The following is a 22,003-nucleotide window of genomic DNA, read 5'->3' as shown; positions in this document are numbered from 1 at the left end:
AGGAAGCGACATGACCAGAACCGTCCTCATCACCGGCGCGACCTCGGGAATCGGCGAGGCCGCCGCGCACGCGTTCGCGAAGGCTGGCTGGCGCGTGATTGCGACCGGGCGCCGTGCCGAACGGCTGGAGGCGCTGGTCGCCGCCCTCGGCGCAGACATGGTCCATCCGGCAGTCTTCGACGTGTGCGACGAACACGCGCGTGATGCCGCACTCGACGCGCTGCCCGACGCATTTCGCGACATCGACCTGCTGATCAACAACGCCGGACTGGCGTTGGGGACGAAGCCCGCGGATCAGGCGGACGTCGATCAGTGGAAGACGATGATCGCAACCAACGTCACCGCGCTCGTATCGCTTACGCACAAGATGTTGCCGGGGCTGATCGCGCGGAAGGGTGCGGTGATCAACATCTCGTCGGTTGCGGCAACCTATCCGTATACGGGTGGCAATGTGTACGGCGGCACCAAGGCGTTCGTCGAACAATTCTCTCTCGGGCTTCGATCCGATCTCCATGGCAAGGGCGTGCGCGTCACATCGATCGAGCCGGGCATGATCGAAACCGAATTCACGCTCGTCCGCACCGCGGGCGATCAGGCCGCCTCGGACACGCTGTATGGCGGCGCCGATCCGATGACCGGAGGCGACCTTGCCGCGACGCTGTTGTGGATCGCCGAACTGCCGCCGCATCTGAACATCAACCGGCTCGAGATCATGCCGGTGAGCCAGTCGTTTGCAGGGTTTCAGGTGGCGCGAAATAGCTGAGGGACAGCGCCCCTCGTCGAACGCCGCGAGCTATGAGCTTTTTACAATCGCTGGCGTGCAGCGCTGAGAGCTCGCCACCCATCGCATTGGGATCATTGGGCTTTTGAGGTAGGTGTCGATCACGATACGCGATCGATCGACGACGCGAACTATCACTTAACCATGCCGCCCGTATGCAGCGTCATGACCCACCGCCCTACCTCCGCGACAGATAGACCTCAAAATGGATCTATTCCGGCCGGGCCTGAGCGATCGTCGGACGGCGTGCCATCCGCACTCGCGATCCTGGACATGCTGCCGGGGCTGGTCGCGTATTTCGATCGGGACCTGACCTATCGCTACGCCAACGCGACCTACGCAGCGTGGCGCGGGATCGCGCCCGACCAGATCGTTGGACGGCATTGTCGCGAGATCGTCGGCGAGGGTAACTTTCCGACCGTGCTGCCGCGGTTGACCGAAGCATTGGCCGGCACACCCGTGACGTACGAATATACGCTGTTCGATGGCGGCGACGCGCGCCGCGTCCAGGGAAGCTACGTCCCCGATGTCGATGCCGATGGGGTCATCCGTGGTGTCGTCGTGCTGGTGACCGATATCAGCGTCCGGCGCGATCTCGAGGCCCGCATCGCCGAGAAGGAGATCATGTTCAACGATGCGTTCGAGCATGCCCCTGTCGGCATGGCGGTCACCAATGCCGATGGGCGGATGGAACGCGTAAACGCTGCGTTCGCCGCCATGCTCGGGCTAACGGTCGTCCAGCTTGCGGGTCTCGATTTCCGGACGATCACGCATCCCGGCGATCAGGAGGCCGACGCACGGCTGTTCGCCGAGGTCGTGGCAGGCGGGCGGGACGACTACACGCTCGAAAAGCGCTATATTCACAAGAACGGCGAACCGGTCCATGCGTCGCTCGCGGTATCGGCCGTCCGCGCGCCCGACGGCGCGCTGATCCGGGTAATCGCGCATATCCAGGACGTCACCGAGCGACGGCGCGCCGATCGCGCGCTCCAAGAGATCAACGCGCGGATGACGCTGGCCATGGAGGCGGTACGCGGCGGCTTCTGGCACATCGATGTGGAAACCAAACGGTTCGAAACCTCCCCGAGTTTCTCGCGCTTCGTGCGTGGACCGGAAAGGTCAGGGCCGATCGATCTCGATACGTATGGCGACTATATCGCGCCTGCCAACCGCGATGCGGCGTCGGTCCAGACCTTGCTCGACGGTGAGATCGACAACGCCTCCGTCGAATATGAATTGTCGACGATCAATGGCCCGCGCTGGATGCGGTGCGATCGCAAGCTGCTTCGGGCCGCCGATGGCAGTCCGTTGCGGATCGTCGGCGTGACGATCGACATCTCCGAAGATCGGGAACGCCAGTTGCGCGCGGTCGTCGCCGCGGAAACGGACCCGTTGACGGGATTGCTCAATCGCCGCGGTCTCGATCAGCGCCTCGCGCAGACCAGTCCCGGCGTGGCGGTCGGCATCATCGCGATCGACCTGGACCGGTTCAAGGCGATCAACGATCGCTTTGGGCATAGTGTCGGCGATACGGTTCTGGTCGAGGTTGCGAGGCGTCTGCGCGGGGCCGTCCGCGCCAGCGACCATCTCGCGCGTCTGGGGGGCGACGAGTTTGCCGTCCTGTTGCCCGACGCCGACGACGCCCGCCTGTCCGTCGTCGCCGATCGCATCGAACGTGCATTGTGCGAGCGGATGACCAGCGACGGCATCACGCTCCCGGTCGGAGGCAGCGTCGGGGCGGTGCTTATGGATGGCTCGGCGACCAGCTCCGCGGTGCAGAACTTCGCTGCAGCCTGGGGACGTGCCGACGCGGCGCTATACGCGCAAAAACGTGATCGCACCGCGCGCAGTATCCGCCTGGTCTAACTTATGTTATACTCATGGTGACTGATATTCACATTCACTTAAGTCATATTTGACAGAGTGTTGCCATGACTAAACTGGTAAACGAAGCGGCGCGGCTCGATGCTCTCAGACAGCTCGATATCCTCGACAGCCCTCCCAGCGAGAGTTTCGACCGTATCACGCGGATGGCGAGTCAGATTTTCGGGCTGCCCGTCTCCGCAATCTCGTTGACCGACGACGATCGCCAGTGGTTCAAATCCCGGGTCGGCGTCGAGCACACCGAACTCGGTCGCGACCGTGCACCGTGTGCAGAGGTCGCCGAGACCACCAAGCCTCTCGTCATCCCCGATTTACGCGATCATCCGTTCTATGCCTCGAGCCAGCTCGCCAGCTCGGGCACCCGATTCTACGCCGGGGCGCCCCTCACGACTCGCGATGGCTATGGTTTGGGCTCGTTGTGCGTGCTCGGCTCGGAACCGCGGACCGCAACCACCGCCGAGATGGGGGCTCTGCGCGATCTTGCGGCGATGGCGATGGCGCAGATCGAGCTGCAACATGCATTTGGCCGGATCGATCCGATCAGCGGGTTGCCGAACCGCCAGCAGTTTCTCGACGATCTCGCCGACCTGACGCGCGATCACTGCGGCGAGCGCCGCCTGCTGGTGATGCTCGATCTGGCGAGGACCGATCAGATCGACAACATGACCCGCGTGCTCGGCTCCGAGCATGTCGTTGAAATGGTCAAGACCGCCGCGCTGCAACTCCGCGACGCATTGTCTGCAAATCGTCGCGCGTATCACGTCGCAGCGACGCAATTCGTGTTCTTCGCCGAACCCGATGTCGATGATGCCGCCTATGTCACGCTGCTGACGTACAAGGTCGCGGAGTGCAGCGTGAAATCGTCGCTGCGTTTTGCCACCACCGGTGCGGTGGGCGTTGCGCCGATCACGCTCGGCATGGTCGAACCGACCGACGTCCTGCGGTTCGCGCACGGTGCCGCGCAGGATGCGCGGGCTCAGGAAGCCACCGTCTGCTTCTTCTCGTCGGCGAACGACACCGCGCATCGCCGTCGCTACGAACTGCTGCGCGATTTCGAGGCGGCGTTGGCGAGCGAGGATCAGCTGAGCCTGGTCTATCAACCGCGGGTCGACCTGCTGTCCCGCCAATGCCTGGGTGCCGAAGTGCTGTTGCGCTGGACGCATCCGGTACTGGGCGATGTGTCGCCCGCCGAGTTCATCCCGTTGATCGAACAGACCTGGCACGCCAAACCGCTGACTCACTGGGTCGTCGATCGGGCGCTGGAACAACTCGGTCGCTGGATTGCCGAAGGCTTTACCGGTAATTTGTCGATCAATCTGTCGGCGAACAATCTCGAGGAACCCGATTTCGCCGCGCGGGTCCAGCTGCTGCTGCTCAAGCACAGGATCCGTGCCGAGCGGATCGAACTCGAGGTTACCGAAAGCGCGATCATGCGGAACGTCGCGCAGGCCCGCGAACAGCTCGCCGCCCTTCGGGACGCCGGAGTGCGTTTGGCGATCGACGATTTCGGCACCGGCTACAGCAGTCTCGCCTATCTTCAGCAACTGCCCGTCGACGTCGTCAAGATCGACCAGAGCTTCATGCGCGATCTCGATGCGACCATCAGCGGCGGCGACGAACAGACGCTCGTCCGAACGATGATCCGGTTATCGCACGAACTCGGCTACCGCGTGGTTGCCGAAGGCGTCGAGACCGAGGGCGTCGCCGCCTGCCTCTCGACGATGGAGTGCGACGAGGCGCAAGGGTTCCTGTTCGCGCGACCGATGCCGGCAGAGCCGTTCCGCGCATGGTGCATCGCGCATCCGGGGGATCCGGCGACAACGCCCCGCGCCGCCGCCTGAGCCTCGCGGCCGGTCCGATATGCTGGTCAGGCGCCGCTGACGTCGGCGATGAACAGATAGCCCTTCCCGCGGACCGTACGGATGATCTCGGTCCGGTCGAAAGCCGCCAACTTGCGGCGGAGACGGCTGATGTTGACGTCGATCGTGCGATCCTTCGACGATGTATCGGCACGCCCCGACAGCGCGATCATGTCTTCGCGCGTGTGGACCGCATGGGGATGCGTGACAAAGGCATCCATCATCTGGAACTCGCCCTCGGTCAGCGACACGATCTCGCCGCCGGGCGCCTGCAACGACCGCATCCGGCAATTGAGCGTCCAGCCTGCGAACCGATAGGTCGTGTGGAATCGCGGTGCGTCACCCGCCTCGACCATGCCACCGATGTCCGCACCGAGGGGCACCGTCCGATTGCGCCGCCGCAGCACCGATCGGATCCGCGCGAGAATTTCGCGCGGGGTCGATGGCTTCGTCACGTAATCGTCCGCGCCCATCTCCAGGGCGACCACGCGGTCGACCTCGCTCGACAAGGCCGACAGCATGATGACCCCGGGCGGATCGTCGGACTGGGCAAGCCCGCGCAGGACGGACAGGCCATCCTCGCCAGGCATCATCATGTCGAGGATAACGAGATCGCAGGGCCGCTGGACGAGACGGGCGCGCAACGCCGCCCCGCTCGACACCGCCTCGACGCCCAACCCATTATCGACGAGGAACTCGGTGAGAAGCTCGCGAAGACCGGGGTCGTCGTCGACGATGATCACCCGGGCCGACTGGTAGCCGGCATCGTCCGCGGGCTCGTGGATCGCGTCGTCCTGCCACGCGGCGATGTGCCGCGGGCGGGCGGATACGGGTTCGTAATGTTGGGAAACGTTCATCGCCGGCGACTTTCGGGGAGAGGGAGACGGTGAGCCATGCGTCCTGCCCTGCACCCGGTGTTTGTCCGGCATGTTTCCCGATGTGACACCGCCCGCCCCGCTTTGAAACATTGGAGCGCCGACGTTATCCTAACCTATGTTGCTGCAACGAAAAGATGCGGGACGACGCGCTTTGGCGCATGCAGAAATATCGCGAACACACGCGCTCGCTAGGATCGTCGCATGATGCCGAACCCTGCCCCCGAATCGCTCGCCCCGGCCCCTGACGGCGTGGTGCCGAAGCCGACGCTGCTGGTGGTCGACGACGATCACATGATCCGCACGCTGCTGGCGCAAAGCCTGGGCATGCATGGCTATCACGTCGAGACCGCGACGAGCGCGCAGGAGATGGACAGCGTGCTGGCCCGCCAGTCGGTATCGCTGATCCTGCTCGATGTGATGATGCCCGGCGAGGACGGCCTGTCGGTCTGCCGTCGCCTGGCGCGTGCGGCCGGGCCGCCGGTGGTGATGCTGAGCGCGCTGGGCGCGGAGCCCGACCGTATCCTGGGGCTCGAGATCGGCGCCAGCCACTATCTGACCAAGCCGTGCAGCCCGCGCGAAATCCTCGCGACGGTCCGTGCGGCGTTGCGCGCCCGCGAAATCCAGGATGCCAGCGAGGGGCGTTCCTACGGTTTTCTCGGGTGGCGCGTCGATTTTGCCGCGCACGAACTGTTCGATGCGGAAAATACGCTGATCGATCTTACGGATGGCGAGTTTGCGGTGCTGCGTGCGTTTGTCGAGCGGCCCCGCCGCGTCCTGGCGCGCGACGCGCTGCTGGAGGCGGCACGCGGGCCAGACACCGATGCCTTCGACCGCGCGATCGACGTCCAGGTCAGCCGCCTGCGCCGCAAGCTCCGCTCCCGCGGTGACGACATCATCCGGACGATCCGCAACGAAGGGTATTTCTTCGTGCCACGCGTGGTCCGGCTGTGAACCAAGCCGTCGACGCTCCTCCGAAGCCGATCGGCAACGATACCGGCAGGGACGCCGTGCCCGCGCGCAATCTGCAACGATCCTGGCCGCTGTTCCTGCAGATCTTCGCGCTCATGCTGATCACCGTGCTGCTGGTCCAGGTGCTGAACTTCGCCACGCTGCTGTTGATGCCGCCGCCGACGCCGATCATCTTCACCACCACCCGAATAGCGGCGTTCGCCCGCACCGGGGTCGATCCCGCCAAGCTGCTGAAGACCGAGATTGCGACCCGCGCGCCCAACCCGACCGACAGTCCGCGCGACCGACGGCTGGGCGCGATCATCGCCACCGACCTCGGCCTGCCCGCGACCGCGGTCGTCGTCGAGGCGGAGCGGTCCGGACGTCCGATGTTCGCGGATGCGCTGCGCCCGCCGATACCGATGGGACCGCCGATCGGACCCCGTCGGCATCATAATTTCGCCGCGCTGGAGAATGCGCTGTTCGGTCCATTCGTCGTTTCGATCGACGTCGGCGGCGGCAGATGGCGCGTGATCCGCCCGACCAGCGCGATCATGGGCCCGTGGCGAGATCCGGATCATCCTGTGGTTTCTGGTCGCGCTGGCAGTCGTTGCACCGATCGCCTGGGCGCTCGCCCGACGCGTGGTCAAGCCGATCGGCCAATTCACGGCAGCGGTCGAACGCCTCGGCCGCGATCCGCGCGCGGAACCGTTGACGCTGATCGGCCCGCCCGAGATCGCCGAGGCGGCAATCGCCTTCAACGTGATGCAGGAGCGGCTCAATCGCTACGTCGAGGATCGCACGACGCTGATCGCCGCGGTCGCGCATGACTTGCGAACGCCGTTGATGCGGCTCTCGTTGCGGCTCGAAAAGGCGCCGGAGGACATCCGCATCGCCACCGAGGACGACATTCAGGAGATGAGCCATCGGATCGGTGCGGCGATGGCGTTCGTCCGGGACATGACACGCCATGTTCGTCGCCAACGCCTGGATCTGCGCTCGCTGGCGGAGAGCGTCACCGACGAGTTCGCGGACCGCGGCGACGACGTCGTGCTCCAGATCGGCGATCCCCTGACGATCGAAGGCGATGCCCCCTCGCTAAAAGCGTTGATCAGCAACCTGGTCGGCAACGCGATCAAATACGCCGGTCATGCCGAGGTGCTGCTGTACCGCGACCGCGACACGGTGGTCATCGAAGTGCAGGACCGCGGCCCCGGCATGCAGCCCGACGACCTGATCCGTGCGTTCGAACCGTTCTTCCGCGCCGAACAATCGCGCAACCGCGATACCGGCGGGATCGGACTGGGTCTCGCCAGCGTCCGCGCGGTGGCACGTGCGCATGGCGGCGATGCGACACTCGATATGCGCCCCGAAGGCGGGTTGCGAGCCCGCATCACGCTACCAGGCTGACCGTTTTTTGTCCGTCGACATACAAGGAGTTCCTATGCGACGCGTAATCCTCATCGGGCTGGCGGGCGCGCTGGCAGGCTGTGCCGCCGACCTCCCGCGCCCCGGCGATCCGTCCGAGCGTGGCCGCGGCCAATTGTTCGTCAGCCCGATGGGCGAGCCGTTTCGCACGATCCTTCGCCCCGGCGCCGCGCAAACCCTTTGGTTCGCTGGGGCGGATGCGGATGGCGACGGACGCCTTACGCTGACGGAGTTCCAGCACGACGCGATGCGCTTTTTCGCGGTGCTCGATCGCGGCAAGGACGGGGAAATCGACCCGGACGACATCGCATTTTACGAAAACGTCCTCGTCCCCGAAATCCGCGTCGTCGGCGGTCGCCGCATGGCCGAAGGAGGCGGGCGGCGTGGCGATAACGGGGGCGGTCGAAACGGCGGCGGTCGAAACGCGGGCGGAGGCGGCGGTGACGGCATGCGCTTCGGCAATGGTGGTTCCAGCAAGACTGCGGTGCCCCGCGAACGTCAGGGTGCGGCGCGGTTCGGGTTCTTCGACTTTCCCGAGCCGGTCATCACCGCCGACCGCGACGGCAATCGCGGTGTCGACGCCAGCGAATTCACGAGTACCGCGACGGTTCGTTTCGCGGCATTGGACCGCAATCACGACGGCGCGATAACGCGCGGTGAATTGCCGCGCGCCGGGGCCGAGACATGGCGCAACGGATCCGATGCCCCGGTCGAACCCGACCGCGACAGGGACTCGGAGCAACCCTGATAACGAGGGTTCACCGAGATCCCATCACGTGAGTATCGGTCTACTGATCGCTGCCCGGCCCCTTTTGCGGTTGCGGCGACGAACCTGCGTGCGACGGTACGCCGCCACCCGCAGGGCCGTCGAAAAACGGGCCACTGTCGGGATCGCGCATCGGGTTACCCGGCATGGCCCTGATCATCGGCGGTCCCATCATCGGGGGTCCCATCATGGAGGAGCCCATCATCGGGGGTCCCATCATGGGAGGGCCCATCATCGCGGGGCCGTGACGTAGACGCATCAACGCCTCGAACGCGGCGCGCTGTTTCGTATCCAGGCCATCATAGAAGCTTCGCGCTGCGGCGATGCGCCGGGTGTCATCGGCAGCGCGCTGGGCCGTCATCTCCGTCATGCGTTGCAAATGCTGCTCGAAACCGCCCGACGGCATCGCCTCACGCATCTTGTCCCCGTGCGGCATTGCCGGCGGCGGTGCGAATGACTGCAGAAATGCGTCGAGTGCCGGACGTTGCGCCGCCCGCAACTGCAGCAGAAGCGCCATGTCGTCCGCCTCGCGCCGTTGCAGCGTCACGACGTCGATCCTTGGTGGCCCTGCCCGCTGCATCTGGGCACTGGCAATACCCGGCATTCCCATCAGCAGTGCAAGCATCGGCACTATCCTTGGCGTCATGTCTTTCCCCTTTTGATAATGAATTCGGGCATCTCAGCCGAGCAGTCCGGAGATGACCCAGCGTCGGCTGACCGCCGATTTGACGATCGTCGCACCGCACCGACGACAAGCGGATCGCTGGATCGGTTCGCTCAGGACATCCCGATGACGCGAACGCGGCGCGTGACGCCCGATCGCGCATTCGGGCGACGATATTGACTGGTGCTGCATGAAACTGCCCTCCGAGATCCCCGGAGGCAGTTTTGCGCGCCAATCTTGTCCGCAGTATTTCGAGGACACACCGATGCTATGCCTGTCGAGGGCACCATCCGAAACGCGGGACAATTGATCGGGCGTGCAAGATCGTGGCCTGCGCCGCGCGCGCACGAACGCGTGGCGTCAGGCTGGTTCGGCCGAAATCTCGAGGCGCTTGCCGGCAAAATCTTGCGCTGCGACCGTGTCGATCTGGCGCTCGATTCCCGCGTCAACGCGGCCGGAACGCGTACCGCAAAACCGCGATCGACCAGACCTTCGACAGCCCACCGGACGCAATAGTCCGCAGCGACGCCGATGACCGTGACGTCGGTGATCCGTTGCGCGGCAAGGCGATCGAAGAACTCTTCGCGGGGAATCGTCCGGCTCGCATCGCGTGCGTCTTCGATCGCGAGCCCCGGTTCGGCCCACATGTCGAACACCCCTTCTCGATCCGCCATGCCGGGATCGCCGGATCGAGCAACGCCACATCGAGCATGTTCTCCCACCCTCGCGTCCCCCGGACGCAGTGGATCGGGAACATCGCCGCCTCGGGCGACGCGGCGTAGGTTTCGCGGAAATGCGTGTCGAAGGTGAAGAGGACACCTAAGGTTTCACCGGGCTTCAAAGCCGACAGCCAAGCCTGCATCGGCGCCACCAGTCCCTCGGCCCCCGCGACGCTCAGCGCGCCGTCCGCCGCCATGAAATCCCACTGCGTATCCACCACGACCACGAACCGCGCCATCGCCCGTCTCCTTTGGCCGCTGCTTGACACACTCCCGTCATCTCGGACACCCGCAACCCCCAAGCAACGCAGGAGCCCGCGCGCATGGCCGTGACCGATATCGCCACCCGCACGTACAATCACAATTTCCGGCTCGATCCGATCGTGCGCAGCCTGCTCGACACCGATTTCTACAAGCTGCTGATGTTGCAGATGATCCGGCAGGTCTATCCGGACGTGCATGCCACCTTCGCACTGATCAACCGGACCAAGACGGTGCGGCTGGCGGAGATCGTCGACGAGGCCGAACTGCGCGCGCAGCTCGATCACGCCCGAACGCTCAGGTTCGCGAAGAAGGAGCTGATCTGGCTCGCGGGCAACAGCTTCTACGGCAAGCAGAAGATGTTCGGACCCGAGTTCCTCGCCTGGCTCGGCGAGTTCCAGCTGCCCGCCTACGACCTGCGGAAGGTCGATGGGCAGTACGAGCTGCATTTCGACGGTCCGTGGACCCACACGACGATGTGGGAAATCCCCGCGCTGACAATCATCAACGAGTTGAAATCGCGTGCGGCCCTGCGCGATCGCGGCCGGTTCGCACTCGATATCGTCTATGCGCGCGCCAAGGCGAAACTGTGGGAGAAGGTCGAGCGGTTGCGCGAGCTGCCCGATCTCGTCCTGTCGGATTTCGGTACGCGGCGGCGGCACGGGTTCCTGTGGCAGCGCTGGTGCGTGGAGGCGCTCAAAGAAGGTCTTGGCGACCGGTTCATCGGCACCTCGAACGTGCTGCTGGCGATGGACGCGGACCTCGAGGCGATCGGCACGAACGCGCACGAACTACCGATGGTCACCGCCGCGCTAGCCGAGAGCGACGCCGAACTGGCCGACGCGCCGTACCGCGTGCTCGAGCATTGGCGGCAGCATTATAATGGCAACCTCCTGATCGCGCTGCCCGATGCGTTCGGGACGACCGCGTTCCTGCGCAACGCGCCGCACTGGCTGGCGGAGTGGACCGGGTTCCGCCCCGACAGCGCGCCGCCGATCGCGGGGGGCGAGCAGATCATCCGCTGGTGGGAGCAACAGGGCGTCGATCCGAAGACCAAGCTGCTGATCTTCTCCGACGGGATGGACATCGACACGATCGAGCAGGTGTATGGCCATTTCCATGGGCGTGTGCGGATGAGCTTTGGCTGGGGGACCAACCTGACCAACGATTTCCGCGGCTGCGATCCCGATGGCGCGGCGGCGCTGGAGCCGATCTCGCTGGTCTGCAAGGTGATCGAGGCGAACGGGCGCCCGGCGGTGAAGCTGTCGGATAATCCCGCCAAGGCGACCGGCGAACCCTCCGAAATCGCGCGCTATTTGCGCGTATTCGGCGAAGCCGATCGGGCCGCGGCACCCGTGCTGGTCTAACCCGCCAAACGTGGCATCCGCGCAACACAGCAAGCACATTTTGCAACAAAATTGTTTCACATGGCAGTATTGCCTTGCTTCGTTACGCCCCTGAGCCATCATTCGTATACAAAATATAAGAGCGGATGCCGTGCGGAAACACGAACAGGGGGATGGTTCATGCGTGCAGTGAAGACGTTCAAATATTCGAGCAGATATGCCAGCGTCGGTGGTTTGGCCCTGGCGACGATGGTCGCAGTGGCGCCGGTCCACGCGCAAACCGTCACGACACCCGCGGCGGAGGCCACGCCACCCGTTGATCAGACCAGCGGGGAAGAGATCGTCGTCACCGGATCGCGTATCCGTCGCGATCCGCTGTCGCAGCCTTCGCCGGTCATCACGGTCGATGCGGAATCGATCCAGCGGACCGGGCTGTCGTCGGTCGCCGACGTGCTCCAGCGGCTGCCGAGTGCGGCCGGGGGCTCAATTCGAAGGCCAATAACTCGGGGAACATTGGCAATCCGCCCGACGGCGGCGGCGTCGGCGCCGGGTCGGCGGAGATCGATCTGCGCTATCTCACCGCCAAGCGGACGCTGGTGCTGGTCGATGGCCTGCGCTTCGTCAACGGCGCGTCGGCGAGCGGGATTCCCTCGACGGTCGATCTCAACACGATCCAGGTCGGCTCGATCGAGCGGATCGAGATCCTCCAGTCGGGCCAGTCGCCACTCTACGGGTCCGACGCGCTGGCCGGCGTCGTCAACATCATCACCAAGTCGCAGCAAAAGGGGCTGAAGGCCTCCGCGCAGTTTGGTACGTTCCGTCAGGGCGACGGGCATACGCAGGACTACAACGTCAGCTACGGGATCCAGGCGCCGCGGACGAGCGTGGTGTTCGGCGGGAGTTACGTGAAGCAGGAAGCGGTCCGCACCGGCGACCGCGCGATCTCGCAATTCCCCAACCCTGGCCAGACGAGCTGCACCGATCCGATCGGCGGCTGTTCGAGCGCGACGGTGAACGGCTATGTCCAGCTGACCGGCGCAGCATTGACGTTGAAGTCGGCACCGATCCTCGGTCGGCCGCGCTACGACGCGGCGAACCCGACCGGCGCGAACAGCGACTACCGTCTGCTCACGACCTCGGACCGATTCAACTTCGCACCGTTCAACTATTTCCTGACGCCGTCGGAGCGCTACGGCTTCTTCGTCAGCGCCAAGCAGGAGCTGACCGACAGCGTGAACCTGCGCGTGAAGATGAACTACACGCGGCGCAATTCACAGAACCAGGCGGCGTTCCTGCCGCTGTTCGTCGGGCCCGATGCGGGCAACGGCAATCTGCTCGACACGATCTCGATCGATGCGACCAACCCGTATAATCCGTTCGGCTATACGCTGTCGGCGGGCGGCGCGGGCAATGCGCCGGCGAATTACTCGACGGTGCGTCGTCGTCTCGTCGAAGCGGGGCAGCGCACCTATACGCAGACCGTCGACACGATGTCGGCGACCGCGACGCTCGATGGCTCGTTCATGGTCGGCAGCCGTAAATTCTACTGGGATGCCAACGCTGTCCTGGGCTTCAACGATGCCAAGCAGCTGTTCACCGGCAACATCAATGCGGCGTTGCTGCAACAGGCGCTCGGCCCGGTCGCGAATTGCACCGGCGCATGCGTCCCGTTCAACATCTTCGGCGGGGCCGGCTCGGTGACGCCGGCGATGCTCGCCTATATCGCATTCGACGAGCGCGCGCGCAGTTCGCAGAGCCTGGAGGATTATACTGCCAACATCTCCGGCGACCTGTTCAACCTGCCCGCCGGCCCGGTCGGTATCGCCGCAGGGTATGAGCACCGCGTTCAATATGGCAGCTTCACGCCCGACCCGCTGATCACCGCAGGGCTTGGCGCGGACATTCCGGCGCAGCCCGCGCGCGGCCATTTCAACTCGGACGAGGTCTATGCCGAGCTGCGCGTGCCGCTGATCCACGACACCCCGTTGATCCACTCGCTCGAAGTCGGCGGCGCGGTGCGGCATTCGAACTATTCGACGAGTGGCAGCAACACGACCTATACCGGCAGCGGCCTGTGGAAGCCGGTCAGCGACCTGCTGTTCCGTGCCTCCTATGCGCAGGGGTTCCGCGCCCCGAGCATCGGCGAGTTGTTCGGGGCGGAATCGCGGTCGGATGCGCCGATCGACGATCCCTGCACCAACGTCGCCGGGTCGCCGTATCAGAGCTCGGCCACGGTGCGGGCGAACTGCACCGCGAACGGCGTACCCGCGAACGGCAGTTACCAGGAGCCCAATGGCGGCCAGCTGGGCGTGCTGACCGGCGGCAACAGCGCGTTGAAGCCGGAAACCTCGCGGACCTGGCTGTTCGGCGGCGTCTATGCGCCGAACTGGGCTCGAACCAGCGGCTTTGCGAGCCAGCTGAGCCTCGAGGGCAATTACTACGACATCAAGGTGAGCGACGCGATCGCACCGGTCGCGGCACAGCTAACGCTGAGCCGGTGCGCGGAAACCGGCGATGCGCTGAGTTGCGCGGCGATCACCCGGACCTCGAACGGATTGATCTCGCGGATCAATGCGCAGTTGCAGAATATCGGCGGGATCCGCACGCGCGGTGTCGACGTGACCGCGATCTATCGCTCGCCACGCACCTCGGCGGGGACGTTCGGGCTGTCGCTCAACGGCAACATCCTGTTGAAATACACCGAGACGTTCCCGGCGGCGACGGGCTTCACCACCACCGACTACCGCGGCACGACGCGCGGCTTCCCCGACCAGTCCTACCCGAAGTTCAAGGGCAATGCGGTGATCGACTGGGATATCGGCGCGGCGCGCGCGTCGTTCACCGGGCGCTACATCAACAGCGTGAAGGAAGCCGATGGTAAAAAGCTCGACAGCACCTTCTACGGCGACGTCCAGCTAACGTTGGCGCCGGGCTGGCTGGAGAACCGGTTGGGCCTGACGATCGGCGTCAACAACGTGTTCAACCAAGACCCGCCGGCCTGCTTCAGCTGCACCGGGCCGAACTATGATCCAACCACGTATGATGTGCCGGGGCAGTTCGGGTATATCCGTCTGTCGTGGGGGCTTTGATCCCGCGGGCGTGATCTAGTGGGGAAGGCAGTCCGCCGATGGCGGGCGGACCGCCTCCCGTCATCCTGATGAAAATCACATTCAGAGTAACGCGCGACGTCCTTTGTAACTCTGGATCCTGACTTTCGTCAGGATGACGGGAACTCAGTCCTCGACGAGCTTCATGAAGCGGCGTTCTACCGGGGCCAGCACCGGGCCAAGCTCATGGCCGCGCTTCACTACCGCGCCGCCCTCGCCGATCAGAGCCCACATGCCCTGTTTGTTGCGCAACGACGGGCGTTTCTCGATCCTGAATTCAGGCCGCTCGGCGGCGCGACGGAAGGCGGCGAAAACGGCGGCGTCCGTGCCGAGATCGATCGCGTAATCTCGCCAATGCCCCGCTGCGACCATCCGGCCGTAGAGGTCGAGGATCCGGTTGAGTTCGAGGCGTTCGAAGCCGACCTGCGTCGCTTTGGACGGTATCGGAAAGGGTACGACGCCCATCAATTATCCACCATCATGCGCGGTCGCGTCGATCCTCGGGAAGACCATCGGCGAGCAACGCGTCGAGCCGCTTGCGCATCGTCTCGAGCTCGCAACGCATGATCTCCATCTTCTGCGTCGCGGGATCGAACGACTCGCTGCACGGCGTACCATAGGGCACGAACCGCGGCATCTCGGGTGCGTTGCCACCCTCGATCGTGGTCGCGCGGGCGGGGATGCCGACCACCGTCGTCCCCGCCGGCACGTCGCGCGTAACGACCGCGTTGGCGCCGACGCGCGAGCGCTTGCCGAGCGTGATCGGCCCCAGCACCTGCGCGCCCGAGCCGATGATGGCGCCGTCGGAAATGGTCGGATGGCGCTTGCCCTGCACGCCGTTGTCGGGGCTGGTACCGCCAAGCGTGACGCATTGGTAGATCGTGACGTCGTCGCCGATTTCCGCGGTCTCGCCGATCACGACGAAGCCGTGGTCGATAAAGAAATTGCGGCCGATCGTCGCGCCGGGATGAATGTCGATCGCGGTCGTGAAGCGCGACCAGTGATTGACGCAGCGCGCGAGGAAATAGAGTTTCGCCTTGTACAGGCGGTGCGCGATGCGGTGATAGCCGAGCGCCCAGACGCCAGGGTACAGCATGATTTCGGCGCGCGAATGCGGGGCGGGATCGCGGGCGCGGATCGAATCCAGATAGGCCAGTAATCCGCTCGACATCCGCAGTCCCCTTCGCGATTTCCGTATCTAGGGTATCGAACGACCGATTTCCAGAACCGGGCGCAAGGGCCGCCTCAGGCCCCCACATCGGACTGCCGGGATCGGGGTAAAGCCTATCTTTGTTGTGGGATAAGCCCGCGCGTTGCACTCTGTGCGCGATATTGAGGGGATGCCGATGTTCGACCTGACGACCTTGAGCTTCGAGACGCTGTTGCCGTTCATCCTGGTCGGGTTCGCCGCGCAGATCGTCGATGGCGCGCTGGGGATGGCGTTCGGGGTGATTTCGAACACGTTGCTGCTGTGGGTCGGCGTGCCACCGGCCGCGGCGTCGGCTGGCGTGCATACCGTCGAGACCTTCACGACCGCTGTGTCGGGGATCAGCCATGTGCTGCACAAGAACGTCAACTGGACGCTGTTCCTGCGGCTGATGATCCCGGGCGTGATCGGCGGCGTGCTGGGCGCGTACGTGCTGTCGAACATCGATGCGAGCACGGCGAAACCGTTCATCCTCGCGTATCTGACGTCGATCGGCGTGTACCTGTTGTACCGGGGCTTGCGCTATCCGCCGAAGCAGAAGGAGCCGAAGATCGTCGAGCCGCTCGGGCTGGTCGGCGGGTTTCTCGACGCGGCGGGCGGTGGCGGTTGGGGGCCGGTGGTGACGTCGAACCTGCTGGTGCAGGGCGCATCGCCGCGCACCACGATCGGCACGGTCAACACCGCGGAATTCTTCCTGACCGCGACGATCTCGGCGACATTCATCACGCAGCTCGGCTGGGCGGCGTTTACGCAGGCCACCGTGGGGTTGCTGATCGGCGGCGTGCTGGCGGCCCCGTTCGGCGCGATGCTGGCGAAGCGCGTGCCGGCCAAGACGTTGATGGTGCTGGTCGGGGTGATCCTGACGATCACGAGTTTGTTCGGGCTGTACCGCGCGATCTGGCACTGACCAACTCCCCTCCCGCTTGCGGGAGGGGTCGGGGAGGGGCTGGCCTCAATACGCCGGCGCGGTTGGAAGAGAAGCCCCTCCCTAACCCCTCCCGCAAGCGGGAGGGGAACAGAAGTCACAGCGTTGCGTGGATCGTCGCTACTGCCGCCATCACCGCGCCGATCCGTACCGACGTCTGGATCGCCTCGGCGGTCACGCCGGCCTTCTTCAGAATCTGCTCGTGGCTGTCGATGCACATGCCGCAGCCGTTCATCGCCGACACGGCCAGGCTGAACAGCTCGAAGTCGACCTTGTCGATGCCGGGCTGGCCGATCACGTTCATGCGCAGCTTGGCCGGCATGTTGCGGTATTCCTGGTTCCCGGCGAGGTGCGTGAAGCGGTAATAGACGTTGTTCATCGCCATCACCGCGGCCGCTGCACGCGCTGCATTGGCCGCCTCGGGCGAGAGTTTCGGCGCGCATTCGGCTTCGGCGGCCTCGACCAGCGGCTTGTAGCCCGAGCCGTGTGCGCAGGTGAGCAGCAGGCCGTATTTGCGCTGGTCGGTGAGGTGAGTCTCGTTCAGGAGCGAACCGACGTTGAGGCGGATGTCCTTGGCGTAATCGGGCAGCGTGCCCGCGAATTCCTTGAGTGACATGATAATTCCTTCTGCTCCCCTTCCGCCTGCGGGAGGGGTCGGGGAGGGACTGGAGACAAAAAGAGAGGGCGGCCCGTATGGACACGCCCTCCCCAACCCCTCCCGTGAACGGGAGGGGAGTTTTAGTTACGCAGCCAGCTGGAGGACGTCGTCGCCCTTGTTCCAGTTGCACGGGCAGAGCTCGTCGGTCTGCAGCGCGTCGAGCACGCGGAGCGTCTCGGCGGGGTTGCGGCCGACGTTCAGGCCGTTGACCTGGACCGCCTGGATGACGTTGTCCGGATCGATGATGAAGGTCGCACGGAACGCGACATGTTCGTTCTTGTCGACGATGCCGAGCGCGTCGGCGAGCTTCGCGCCGTTATCCGCAAGCCACGGGAAGTCCGCTGCGGCAAGGTCCGCGTCCGACTTGCGCCAGGCGAGGTGGACGTGCGCGGTGTCGGTCGACGCGCCGATCAGCACGGCGTCACGGTCCTCGAAATCGCCGCGGATGTCGCTGTAGCCGACGATCTCGGTCGGGCACACGAAGGTGAAGTCCTTCGGCCAGTAGAACAGCACCTTCCACTTGCCGGGATATGCCGTCGTCAGGTCGAGCGTCTCGCCGGCGGGCAGCGCGGCGGTGCCCTGCTGGACGGGAATGGTCATCGATGGGAACTGGTCGCCGATGGTCAACATGATGGAAGCCTCCTGGAAATAATTGGCTCCAGGCATCCTCAAGGGCGGCGGTTGGCCCGCTCGGTTGTTGTGCATTGCGGTATAGGGGGCTGGTGTAATCGATCCAACGCTCTATTTATCATCTGATGATCGATAGAGGCGATTAATGGCTGCGACCTACCTACCTACGTTGAAACAGTTGCAATATCTGGTTGCGCTGAAGGATCACGGCCATTTCGGGCGCGCGGCGGAGGCGTGTTTCGTGACGCAGTCGACGCTGTCGGCGGGGCTGCGCGAGCTCGAAACGCTGATCGGCGTGGTGCTGGTCGAGCGGACCCGGCGAGTCGTGCGGTTCACGCCCCTGGGCGACGGGATCGCCGACAAGGCGCGGCGCGTGCTGCGCGAGGCGGAGGAACTGGGCGACATGGCGCGCGCCGCCGGTCAGCCGCTGTCGGGCGACATGCGGATGAGCGTTATTCCGACGATCGCGCCGTTCATGCTGCCGAGGATCCTGCCGCGGTTGCGGAAGGACTATCCCGACCTCAAGCTGTTCCTGCGCGAGGAGCCTAGTGGTCCGGCGTGCGAGGGGTTGCACAGTGGCCGGACCGACTGCGTGCTGCTCGCGCTTCCCTATGCGTGCGGCGAAGTGACGTCCGAGACGCTGTTCGAGGATCGTCTGTTCGTCGCCTATCCGTCGGGCGAGGAGCCGACCGCGCTGCCCGCGATCCCGGCGTCGGCGATCGACGAGACCCGGTTGTTGCTGCTTGAGGACGGGCATTGCCTGAAGGATCACGCGCTCGGGGCATGCAACCGGCCGGAATTGCGCGCGGAGGCGACGATGCTGGGCACGTCGCTGCACACGATCGTGCAGATGGTCGACAACGGGCTTGGCATCACGATGCTGCCCGAGATGGCGCTGAAGGCCGGCATCCTCGACAACACCAACATTACGGCCAGGCCGCTCGACGAGATCAACGCGGTGCGGAAAATCGCCTTGGTCTGGCGGCGGGCGAGCCCGCGGGAAAAGGACTTTCGATTGATGGCAAAGGCGCTCGCCGACGTTCAGTAACCGGCTCGGCTCGCCGTGAGATTGGCACGGATGCGCAACCAACTCGGCGTTCGATCGTATGTTTCGCGAGTTCCCGCTGGAGACCCGATGATGTCGAAGACGCTTCCGCTACTGCTGATGACGAGCGCACTGGCGCTCGCGGCGTGCAGTGGCAAATCGAAGGACGACGTGGCCAGTCCGTCGACCAATCCCGCGCTGGCGGTGCCGAACGGCCCGCCTGCGGTCGCCAATCCCACGGTCGGCGGCGTGCCGATGATGGCCACGCGGACGATCGTCGACAACGCGTCCGCCGCCCCCAACCTGTCGACGCTGGTCGCTGCGGTGAAGGCCGCCGATCTGGTCGGCACGCTCTCGGGTCCGGGGCCGTTCACGGTGTTCGCGCCGACCAACGACGCGTTCGGCCGGCTCGCACCGGGCATGGTCGATACGTTGCTGAAGCCGGAGAACAAGGCTTCGCTGACGAAGGTCCTGACGTATCACGTCGTGTCGGGGGCGATCACCGCGGACGATCTTCGCCAGCGCATCGCGGCCGGCGGCGGTACGGCGACGTTGACGACGGTCGAGGGCGACCCGATCACCGCGACGCTGGTCGGCGCAGTCATCGCGCTGACCGACGTCAACGGTAACAAGAGCTATATCGAGACCGCCGACGTGCGTCAGTCGAACGGCGTCGTGCACGTCGTCAATGGCGTAATCGTGCCGAAACTGAGCTGATCCGCAAGGCTTAAGGCTCGGTTCGTCGCATAGATGCCGCGGCTGGTCCGCGAAAACATTGCAGACGAACCGGACGCGTCCCTAGATTTTCTTTTGAGCTTATAACCGTCCCATCAATGATATTTGGAGTCGCAGATGACTGTTAAGACGAACCTTCTGATTGCAGCCGCATCGAGCCTTATCTTTGCCGCTGGTGCGACTGCACAGACGACCACGCCAGTTGCACCTGCAACGCCGCAGACCGCGCCTGCTGGCGCAGTGCCGGCCGCGCCGACCGCCGCGGCGACGACCACGATCGCCGCTGCGCTGCCGACGTTGCCGAACCGCGCGACGCTGACCAAGCTGGTGACCGCGGCAAAGTTGCAGACGACGCTCGCAGGCCCCGGCCCGTTCACCGTGTTCGCCCCGAGCGACGAGGCGTTCACCCGTCTGCCCGCCGGTGCGCTCGACACGCTGTTGAAGCCTGAATCCGCACCGACGCTCGCGACGATCATCAAGTATCACGTCGTCGCCGGTGCGATCACGTCGGACCAGCTTAAGGCGCAGATCACTGCTGGTGGTGGCAAGGCCACGCTGACGACGCTCGCCGGGCAACCGCTTATCGCCTCGCTTGGCCCGAACGGCAACATCGAGCTGACCGACACCGCCGGGATCAAGGCGTATGTCGATACGGCCGACATCAAGGAGACGAATGGCGTCGTCCACTTGACCAATGGCATGAGCGTTCCGAAGCTCGGCTGATCTGAGGGGCTGCAACTCCATTAGTGAGTGCAGCCCCCTTTGTTTCCCCGCGAAGGCGGGGACCCAGTCTGGGCTCCCGCCTTCGCGGGAGAACATTCTTCAGTTTAATCCTGCGGCTTATCCCAGCGTGAAGCTGCCGCGTCATCCGCATCGCGAGCTTCGACCCAGCTAGCCGTCGCACCACGGGTCTCGCGCTTCCAGAACGGCGCATCGGTCTTTAGCCGATCGATCAAATACGCACAGGCCTCCAGCGCCGCGCCGCGATGCGCCGCCGTCGCTGCAACGAACACGATCCGCTCCCCCGGATGCATCGGCCCGACCCGGTGCACTATGATCGCGCCGCTTAGCTGCCAGCGTTCGATCGCGACCTCGGCAACCTTCAGCAACGCCGCTTCGGTCGCACCGGGATAATGTTCGAGTTCGAGCGTACCGACGCCATCGTCCGCACGTACGAGGCCGGTGAACGTCGCCACCGCGCCGGCCCCTGCCGCCTCGGCGCGCGTCATTTCAGCCGCGATATCGATCGACGACTGCTGGACCGAAATATGGATCATCCGCCGGTCACCGGTGGGAAGATCGCAATCTCCTGCGCCCGACCGATCGGCGTATCGAGCGAGACGAAGTCCTGATCGATCGCTGCGCGCAACCGCGAGCGGTTCTCGAACGCGCCCGCGTGTGCCTCGCTCGTTTCCGCCAGCCAGTCGACCAGATCGGCCACCGTCACTACGCTCGCAGGCGGCTCGACCGATTCCTCGCCCGTACCGATGCGCTCGCGCACCCAGGCGAAATACACCATCCGTACCGTCATTTTCAGTCCATGTGCTTCAGGCCGACGCGGAGGTAATCCCATCCGGTCAGCAACGTGAGGACGGCCGCACCCCACAGCGCGACGATGCCGACGGTATGGACCCAGACCATTTCGGGCACCGAACCGCCAAGGATGATGCCGCCGAGCGATACGAGCTGCAGCGTCGTCTTCCACTTGGCGAGCTTCGACACGGGAACGGAAACCTGCACCTGCGCAAGAAACTCGCGCAGGCCCGACACCGCGATCTCGCGCAGCAGGATCACCAGCGCGGCGATCACATGGATGCCGGCAATATCGCGCGTGCCGACCAGGATCAGGATCACCGCGGCAACCATGATCTTGTCGGCGATCGGATCGAGGAAGATCCCCAGCCGCGACACCGCGCCGCTCGACCGCGCGAGGTAACCATCGAAATAATCGGTGATGCCCATCAGGCAATACAGCACGAAGGCGATGCCGTACCCCGCCTCCCAGTCGGGCCACCACAGGAACCAGACCAGCAGGGGCACCGCGACGATCCGCGACAATGTCAGGAGGTTAGGCAAGCTCAGCACCCATTACCTCTATACCGGTCGGTCGCGCGGCGAAACCGGTTTAAGCGTTGGCGTGAGCATGGCGCTGGGCTAAGGGT

22 protein-coding genes are annotated in these 22,003 nt (G+C 64.8%); 12 read left to right on the top strand and 10 right to left on the bottom strand.

Annotated elements, in window-relative coordinates; all coding sequences use genetic code 11:
* Positions 1-10 precede the first annotated feature (10 nt).
* The 3 genes from QP164_RS01500 to QP164_RS01490 all read left to right on the top strand — a co-directional run bounded on the left by QP164_RS01500 (position 11) and on the right by QP164_RS01490 (position 4,506).
* Entirely contained in the window at positions 11-763 is a 753-nt protein-coding gene (locus QP164_RS01500; RefSeq protein WP_332755228.1) for an SDR family NAD(P)-dependent oxidoreductase, read from the top strand.
* Between the two features lie 264 nt (positions 764-1,027).
* The gene (locus QP164_RS01495; RefSeq protein WP_333921894.1) at positions 1,028-2,647 is read left to right on the top strand and encodes a GGDEF and EAL domain-containing protein; all 1,620 of its coding nucleotides are present in this window, start codon (positions 1,028-1,030) and stop codon (positions 2,645-2,647) included.
* A 65-nt stretch (positions 2,648-2,712) separates the two neighbouring features.
* On the top strand, positions 2,713-4,506 hold the full coding sequence (locus tag QP164_RS01490; protein ID WP_333921893.1) for a putative bifunctional diguanylate cyclase/phosphodiesterase: 1,794 nt from the start codon (positions 2,713-2,715) through the stop codon (positions 4,504-4,506).
* 26 nt (positions 4,507-4,532) lie between these two features.
* Here QP164_RS01490 and QP164_RS01485 read toward each other — a convergent pair whose 3' ends face one another.
* Positions 4,533-5,381, bottom strand: a complete 849-nt coding sequence (locus QP164_RS01485; protein ID WP_333921891.1) for a response regulator — start codon at positions 5,379-5,381, stop codon at positions 4,533-4,535.
* Between the two features lie 225 nt (positions 5,382-5,606).
* Between QP164_RS01485 and QP164_RS01480 the strand changes: the two genes are divergently transcribed.
* From QP164_RS01480 to QP164_RS01470, 3 genes are all read left to right on the top strand, one after another.
* Positions 5,607-6,353, top strand: coding sequence for a response regulator (locus QP164_RS01480; protein WP_333924153.1), 747 nt, complete (start codon positions 5,607-5,609; stop codon positions 6,351-6,353).
* Positions 6,354-6,992: 639 nt separating this feature from the next.
* Positions 6,993-7,760 carry a sensor histidine kinase gene (locus QP164_RS01475; RefSeq protein ID WP_333921890.1) on the top strand — a complete coding sequence of 256 codons (768 nt, stop codon included), beginning with the start codon at positions 6,993-6,995 and terminating at the stop codon, positions 7,758-7,760.
* Between the two features lie 34 nt (positions 7,761-7,794).
* On the top strand, positions 7,795-8,526 hold the full coding sequence (locus QP164_RS01470) for an EF-hand domain-containing protein (RefSeq protein ID WP_333921889.1): 732 nt from the start codon (positions 7,795-7,797) through the stop codon (positions 8,524-8,526).
* A 40-nt stretch (positions 8,527-8,566) separates the two neighbouring features.
* On the opposite strand, the gene QP164_RS01465 is transcribed toward QP164_RS01470, so the two are convergent.
* Complete coding sequence (locus tag QP164_RS01465) at positions 8,567-9,169, bottom strand: Spy/CpxP family protein refolding chaperone (RefSeq protein ID WP_333921888.1); 603 nt, start codon at positions 9,167-9,169, stop codon at positions 8,567-8,569.
* A gap of 484 nt (positions 9,170-9,653) precedes the next feature.
* Complete coding sequence (locus tag QP164_RS01460) at positions 9,654-10,166, bottom strand: hypothetical protein (protein ID WP_333921887.1); 513 nt, start codon at positions 10,164-10,166, stop codon at positions 9,654-9,656.
* Between the two features lie 84 nt (positions 10,167-10,250).
* On the opposite strand from QP164_RS01460, the gene pncB reads away from it, so the two are divergent.
* On the top strand, positions 10,251-11,555 hold the full coding sequence (gene pncB / locus QP164_RS01455) for a nicotinate phosphoribosyltransferase (RefSeq protein ID WP_132897742.1): 1,305 nt from the start codon (positions 10,251-10,253) through the stop codon (positions 11,553-11,555).
* A 332-nt stretch (positions 11,556-11,887) separates the two neighbouring features.
* On the top strand, positions 11,888-14,623 hold the full coding sequence (locus tag QP164_RS01450; protein WP_333924152.1) for a TonB-dependent receptor domain-containing protein: 2,736 nt from the start codon (positions 11,888-11,890) through the stop codon (positions 14,621-14,623).
* A gap of 144 nt (positions 14,624-14,767) precedes the next feature.
* On the opposite strand, the gene QP164_RS01445 is transcribed toward QP164_RS01450, so the two are convergent.
* Positions 14,768-15,106 carry a DUF2794 domain-containing protein gene (locus QP164_RS01445; RefSeq protein WP_132897741.1) on the bottom strand — a complete coding sequence of 113 codons (339 nt, stop codon included), beginning with the start codon at positions 15,104-15,106 and terminating at the stop codon, positions 14,768-14,770.
* A gap of 13 nt (positions 15,107-15,119) precedes the next feature.
* Complete coding sequence (gene epsC / locus QP164_RS01440; RefSeq protein ID WP_132738953.1) at positions 15,120-15,812, bottom strand: serine O-acetyltransferase EpsC; 693 nt, start codon at positions 15,810-15,812, stop codon at positions 15,120-15,122.
* 175 nt (positions 15,813-15,987) lie between these two features.
* Here epsC and QP164_RS01435 point away from each other — a divergent pair, with 175 nt between their 5' ends.
* The gene (locus QP164_RS01435; RefSeq protein WP_056052944.1) at positions 15,988-16,755 is read left to right on the top strand and encodes a sulfite exporter TauE/SafE family protein; all 768 of its coding nucleotides are present in this window, start codon (positions 15,988-15,990) and stop codon (positions 16,753-16,755) included.
* A gap of 115 nt (positions 16,756-16,870) precedes the next feature.
* On the opposite strand, the gene QP164_RS01430 is transcribed toward QP164_RS01435, so the two are convergent.
* Both QP164_RS01430 and QP164_RS01425 read right to left on the bottom strand, forming a co-directional pair.
* Complete coding sequence (locus QP164_RS01430) at positions 16,871-17,389, bottom strand: carboxymuconolactone decarboxylase family protein (RefSeq protein WP_333921886.1); 519 nt, start codon at positions 17,387-17,389, stop codon at positions 16,871-16,873.
* Positions 17,390-17,515: 126 nt separating this feature from the next.
* The gene (locus QP164_RS01425) at positions 17,516-18,061 is read right to left on the bottom strand and encodes a peroxiredoxin (protein ID WP_055879693.1); all 546 of its coding nucleotides are present in this window, start codon (positions 18,059-18,061) and stop codon (positions 17,516-17,518) included.
* Between the two features lie 145 nt (positions 18,062-18,206).
* On the opposite strand from QP164_RS01425, the gene QP164_RS01420 reads away from it, so the two are divergent.
* From QP164_RS01420 to QP164_RS01410, 3 genes are all read left to right on the top strand, one after another.
* Complete coding sequence (locus QP164_RS01420; RefSeq protein WP_333921885.1) at positions 18,207-19,109, top strand: hydrogen peroxide-inducible genes activator; 903 nt, start codon at positions 18,207-18,209, stop codon at positions 19,107-19,109.
* Positions 19,110-19,199: 90 nt separating this feature from the next.
* Entirely contained in the window at positions 19,200-19,823 is a 624-nt protein-coding gene (locus tag QP164_RS01415; RefSeq protein ID WP_243643339.1) for a fasciclin domain-containing protein, read from the top strand.
* A gap of 135 nt (positions 19,824-19,958) precedes the next feature.
* The gene (locus QP164_RS01410; protein ID WP_132738962.1) at positions 19,959-20,564 is read left to right on the top strand and encodes a fasciclin domain-containing protein; all 606 of its coding nucleotides are present in this window, start codon (positions 19,959-19,961) and stop codon (positions 20,562-20,564) included.
* Between the two features lie 104 nt (positions 20,565-20,668).
* Here QP164_RS01410 and QP164_RS01405 read toward each other — a convergent pair whose 3' ends face one another.
* The 3 genes from QP164_RS01405 to pgsA are packed head-to-tail and all read right to left on the bottom strand — an operon-like array spanning position 20,669 to position 21,926.
* Positions 20,669-21,118 (bottom strand): molybdenum cofactor biosynthesis protein MoaE, encoded by a 450-nt coding sequence (locus QP164_RS01405; RefSeq protein ID WP_333921884.1) that lies wholly within the window; start codon positions 21,116-21,118, stop codon positions 20,669-20,671.
* Positions 21,115-21,372 carry a molybdopterin converting factor subunit 1 gene (gene moaD / locus QP164_RS01400; protein ID WP_132738967.1) on the bottom strand — a complete coding sequence of 86 codons (258 nt, stop codon included), beginning with the start codon at positions 21,370-21,372 and terminating at the stop codon, positions 21,115-21,117. Before moaD ends, QP164_RS01405 begins: the two co-directional genes overlap by 4 nt.
* A gap of 2 nt (positions 21,373-21,374) precedes the next feature.
* The gene (gene pgsA / locus QP164_RS01395; protein WP_333921883.1) at positions 21,375-21,926 is read right to left on the bottom strand and encodes a CDP-diacylglycerol--glycerol-3-phosphate 3-phosphatidyltransferase; all 552 of its coding nucleotides are present in this window, start codon (positions 21,924-21,926) and stop codon (positions 21,375-21,377) included.
* Positions 21,927-22,003: the final 77 nt, after the last annotated feature.

Origin of the sequence: Sphingomonas sp. LR59 (assembly GCF_036855945.1) — a bacterium.
In the GTDB taxonomy this organism is placed as follows: Bacteria; Pseudomonadota; Alphaproteobacteria; order Sphingomonadales; family Sphingomonadaceae; genus Sphingomonas.
The sequence above is the reverse complement of the archived record's forward strand: the minus strand, read 5'-3'. Positions and strand labels throughout refer to the sequence as shown.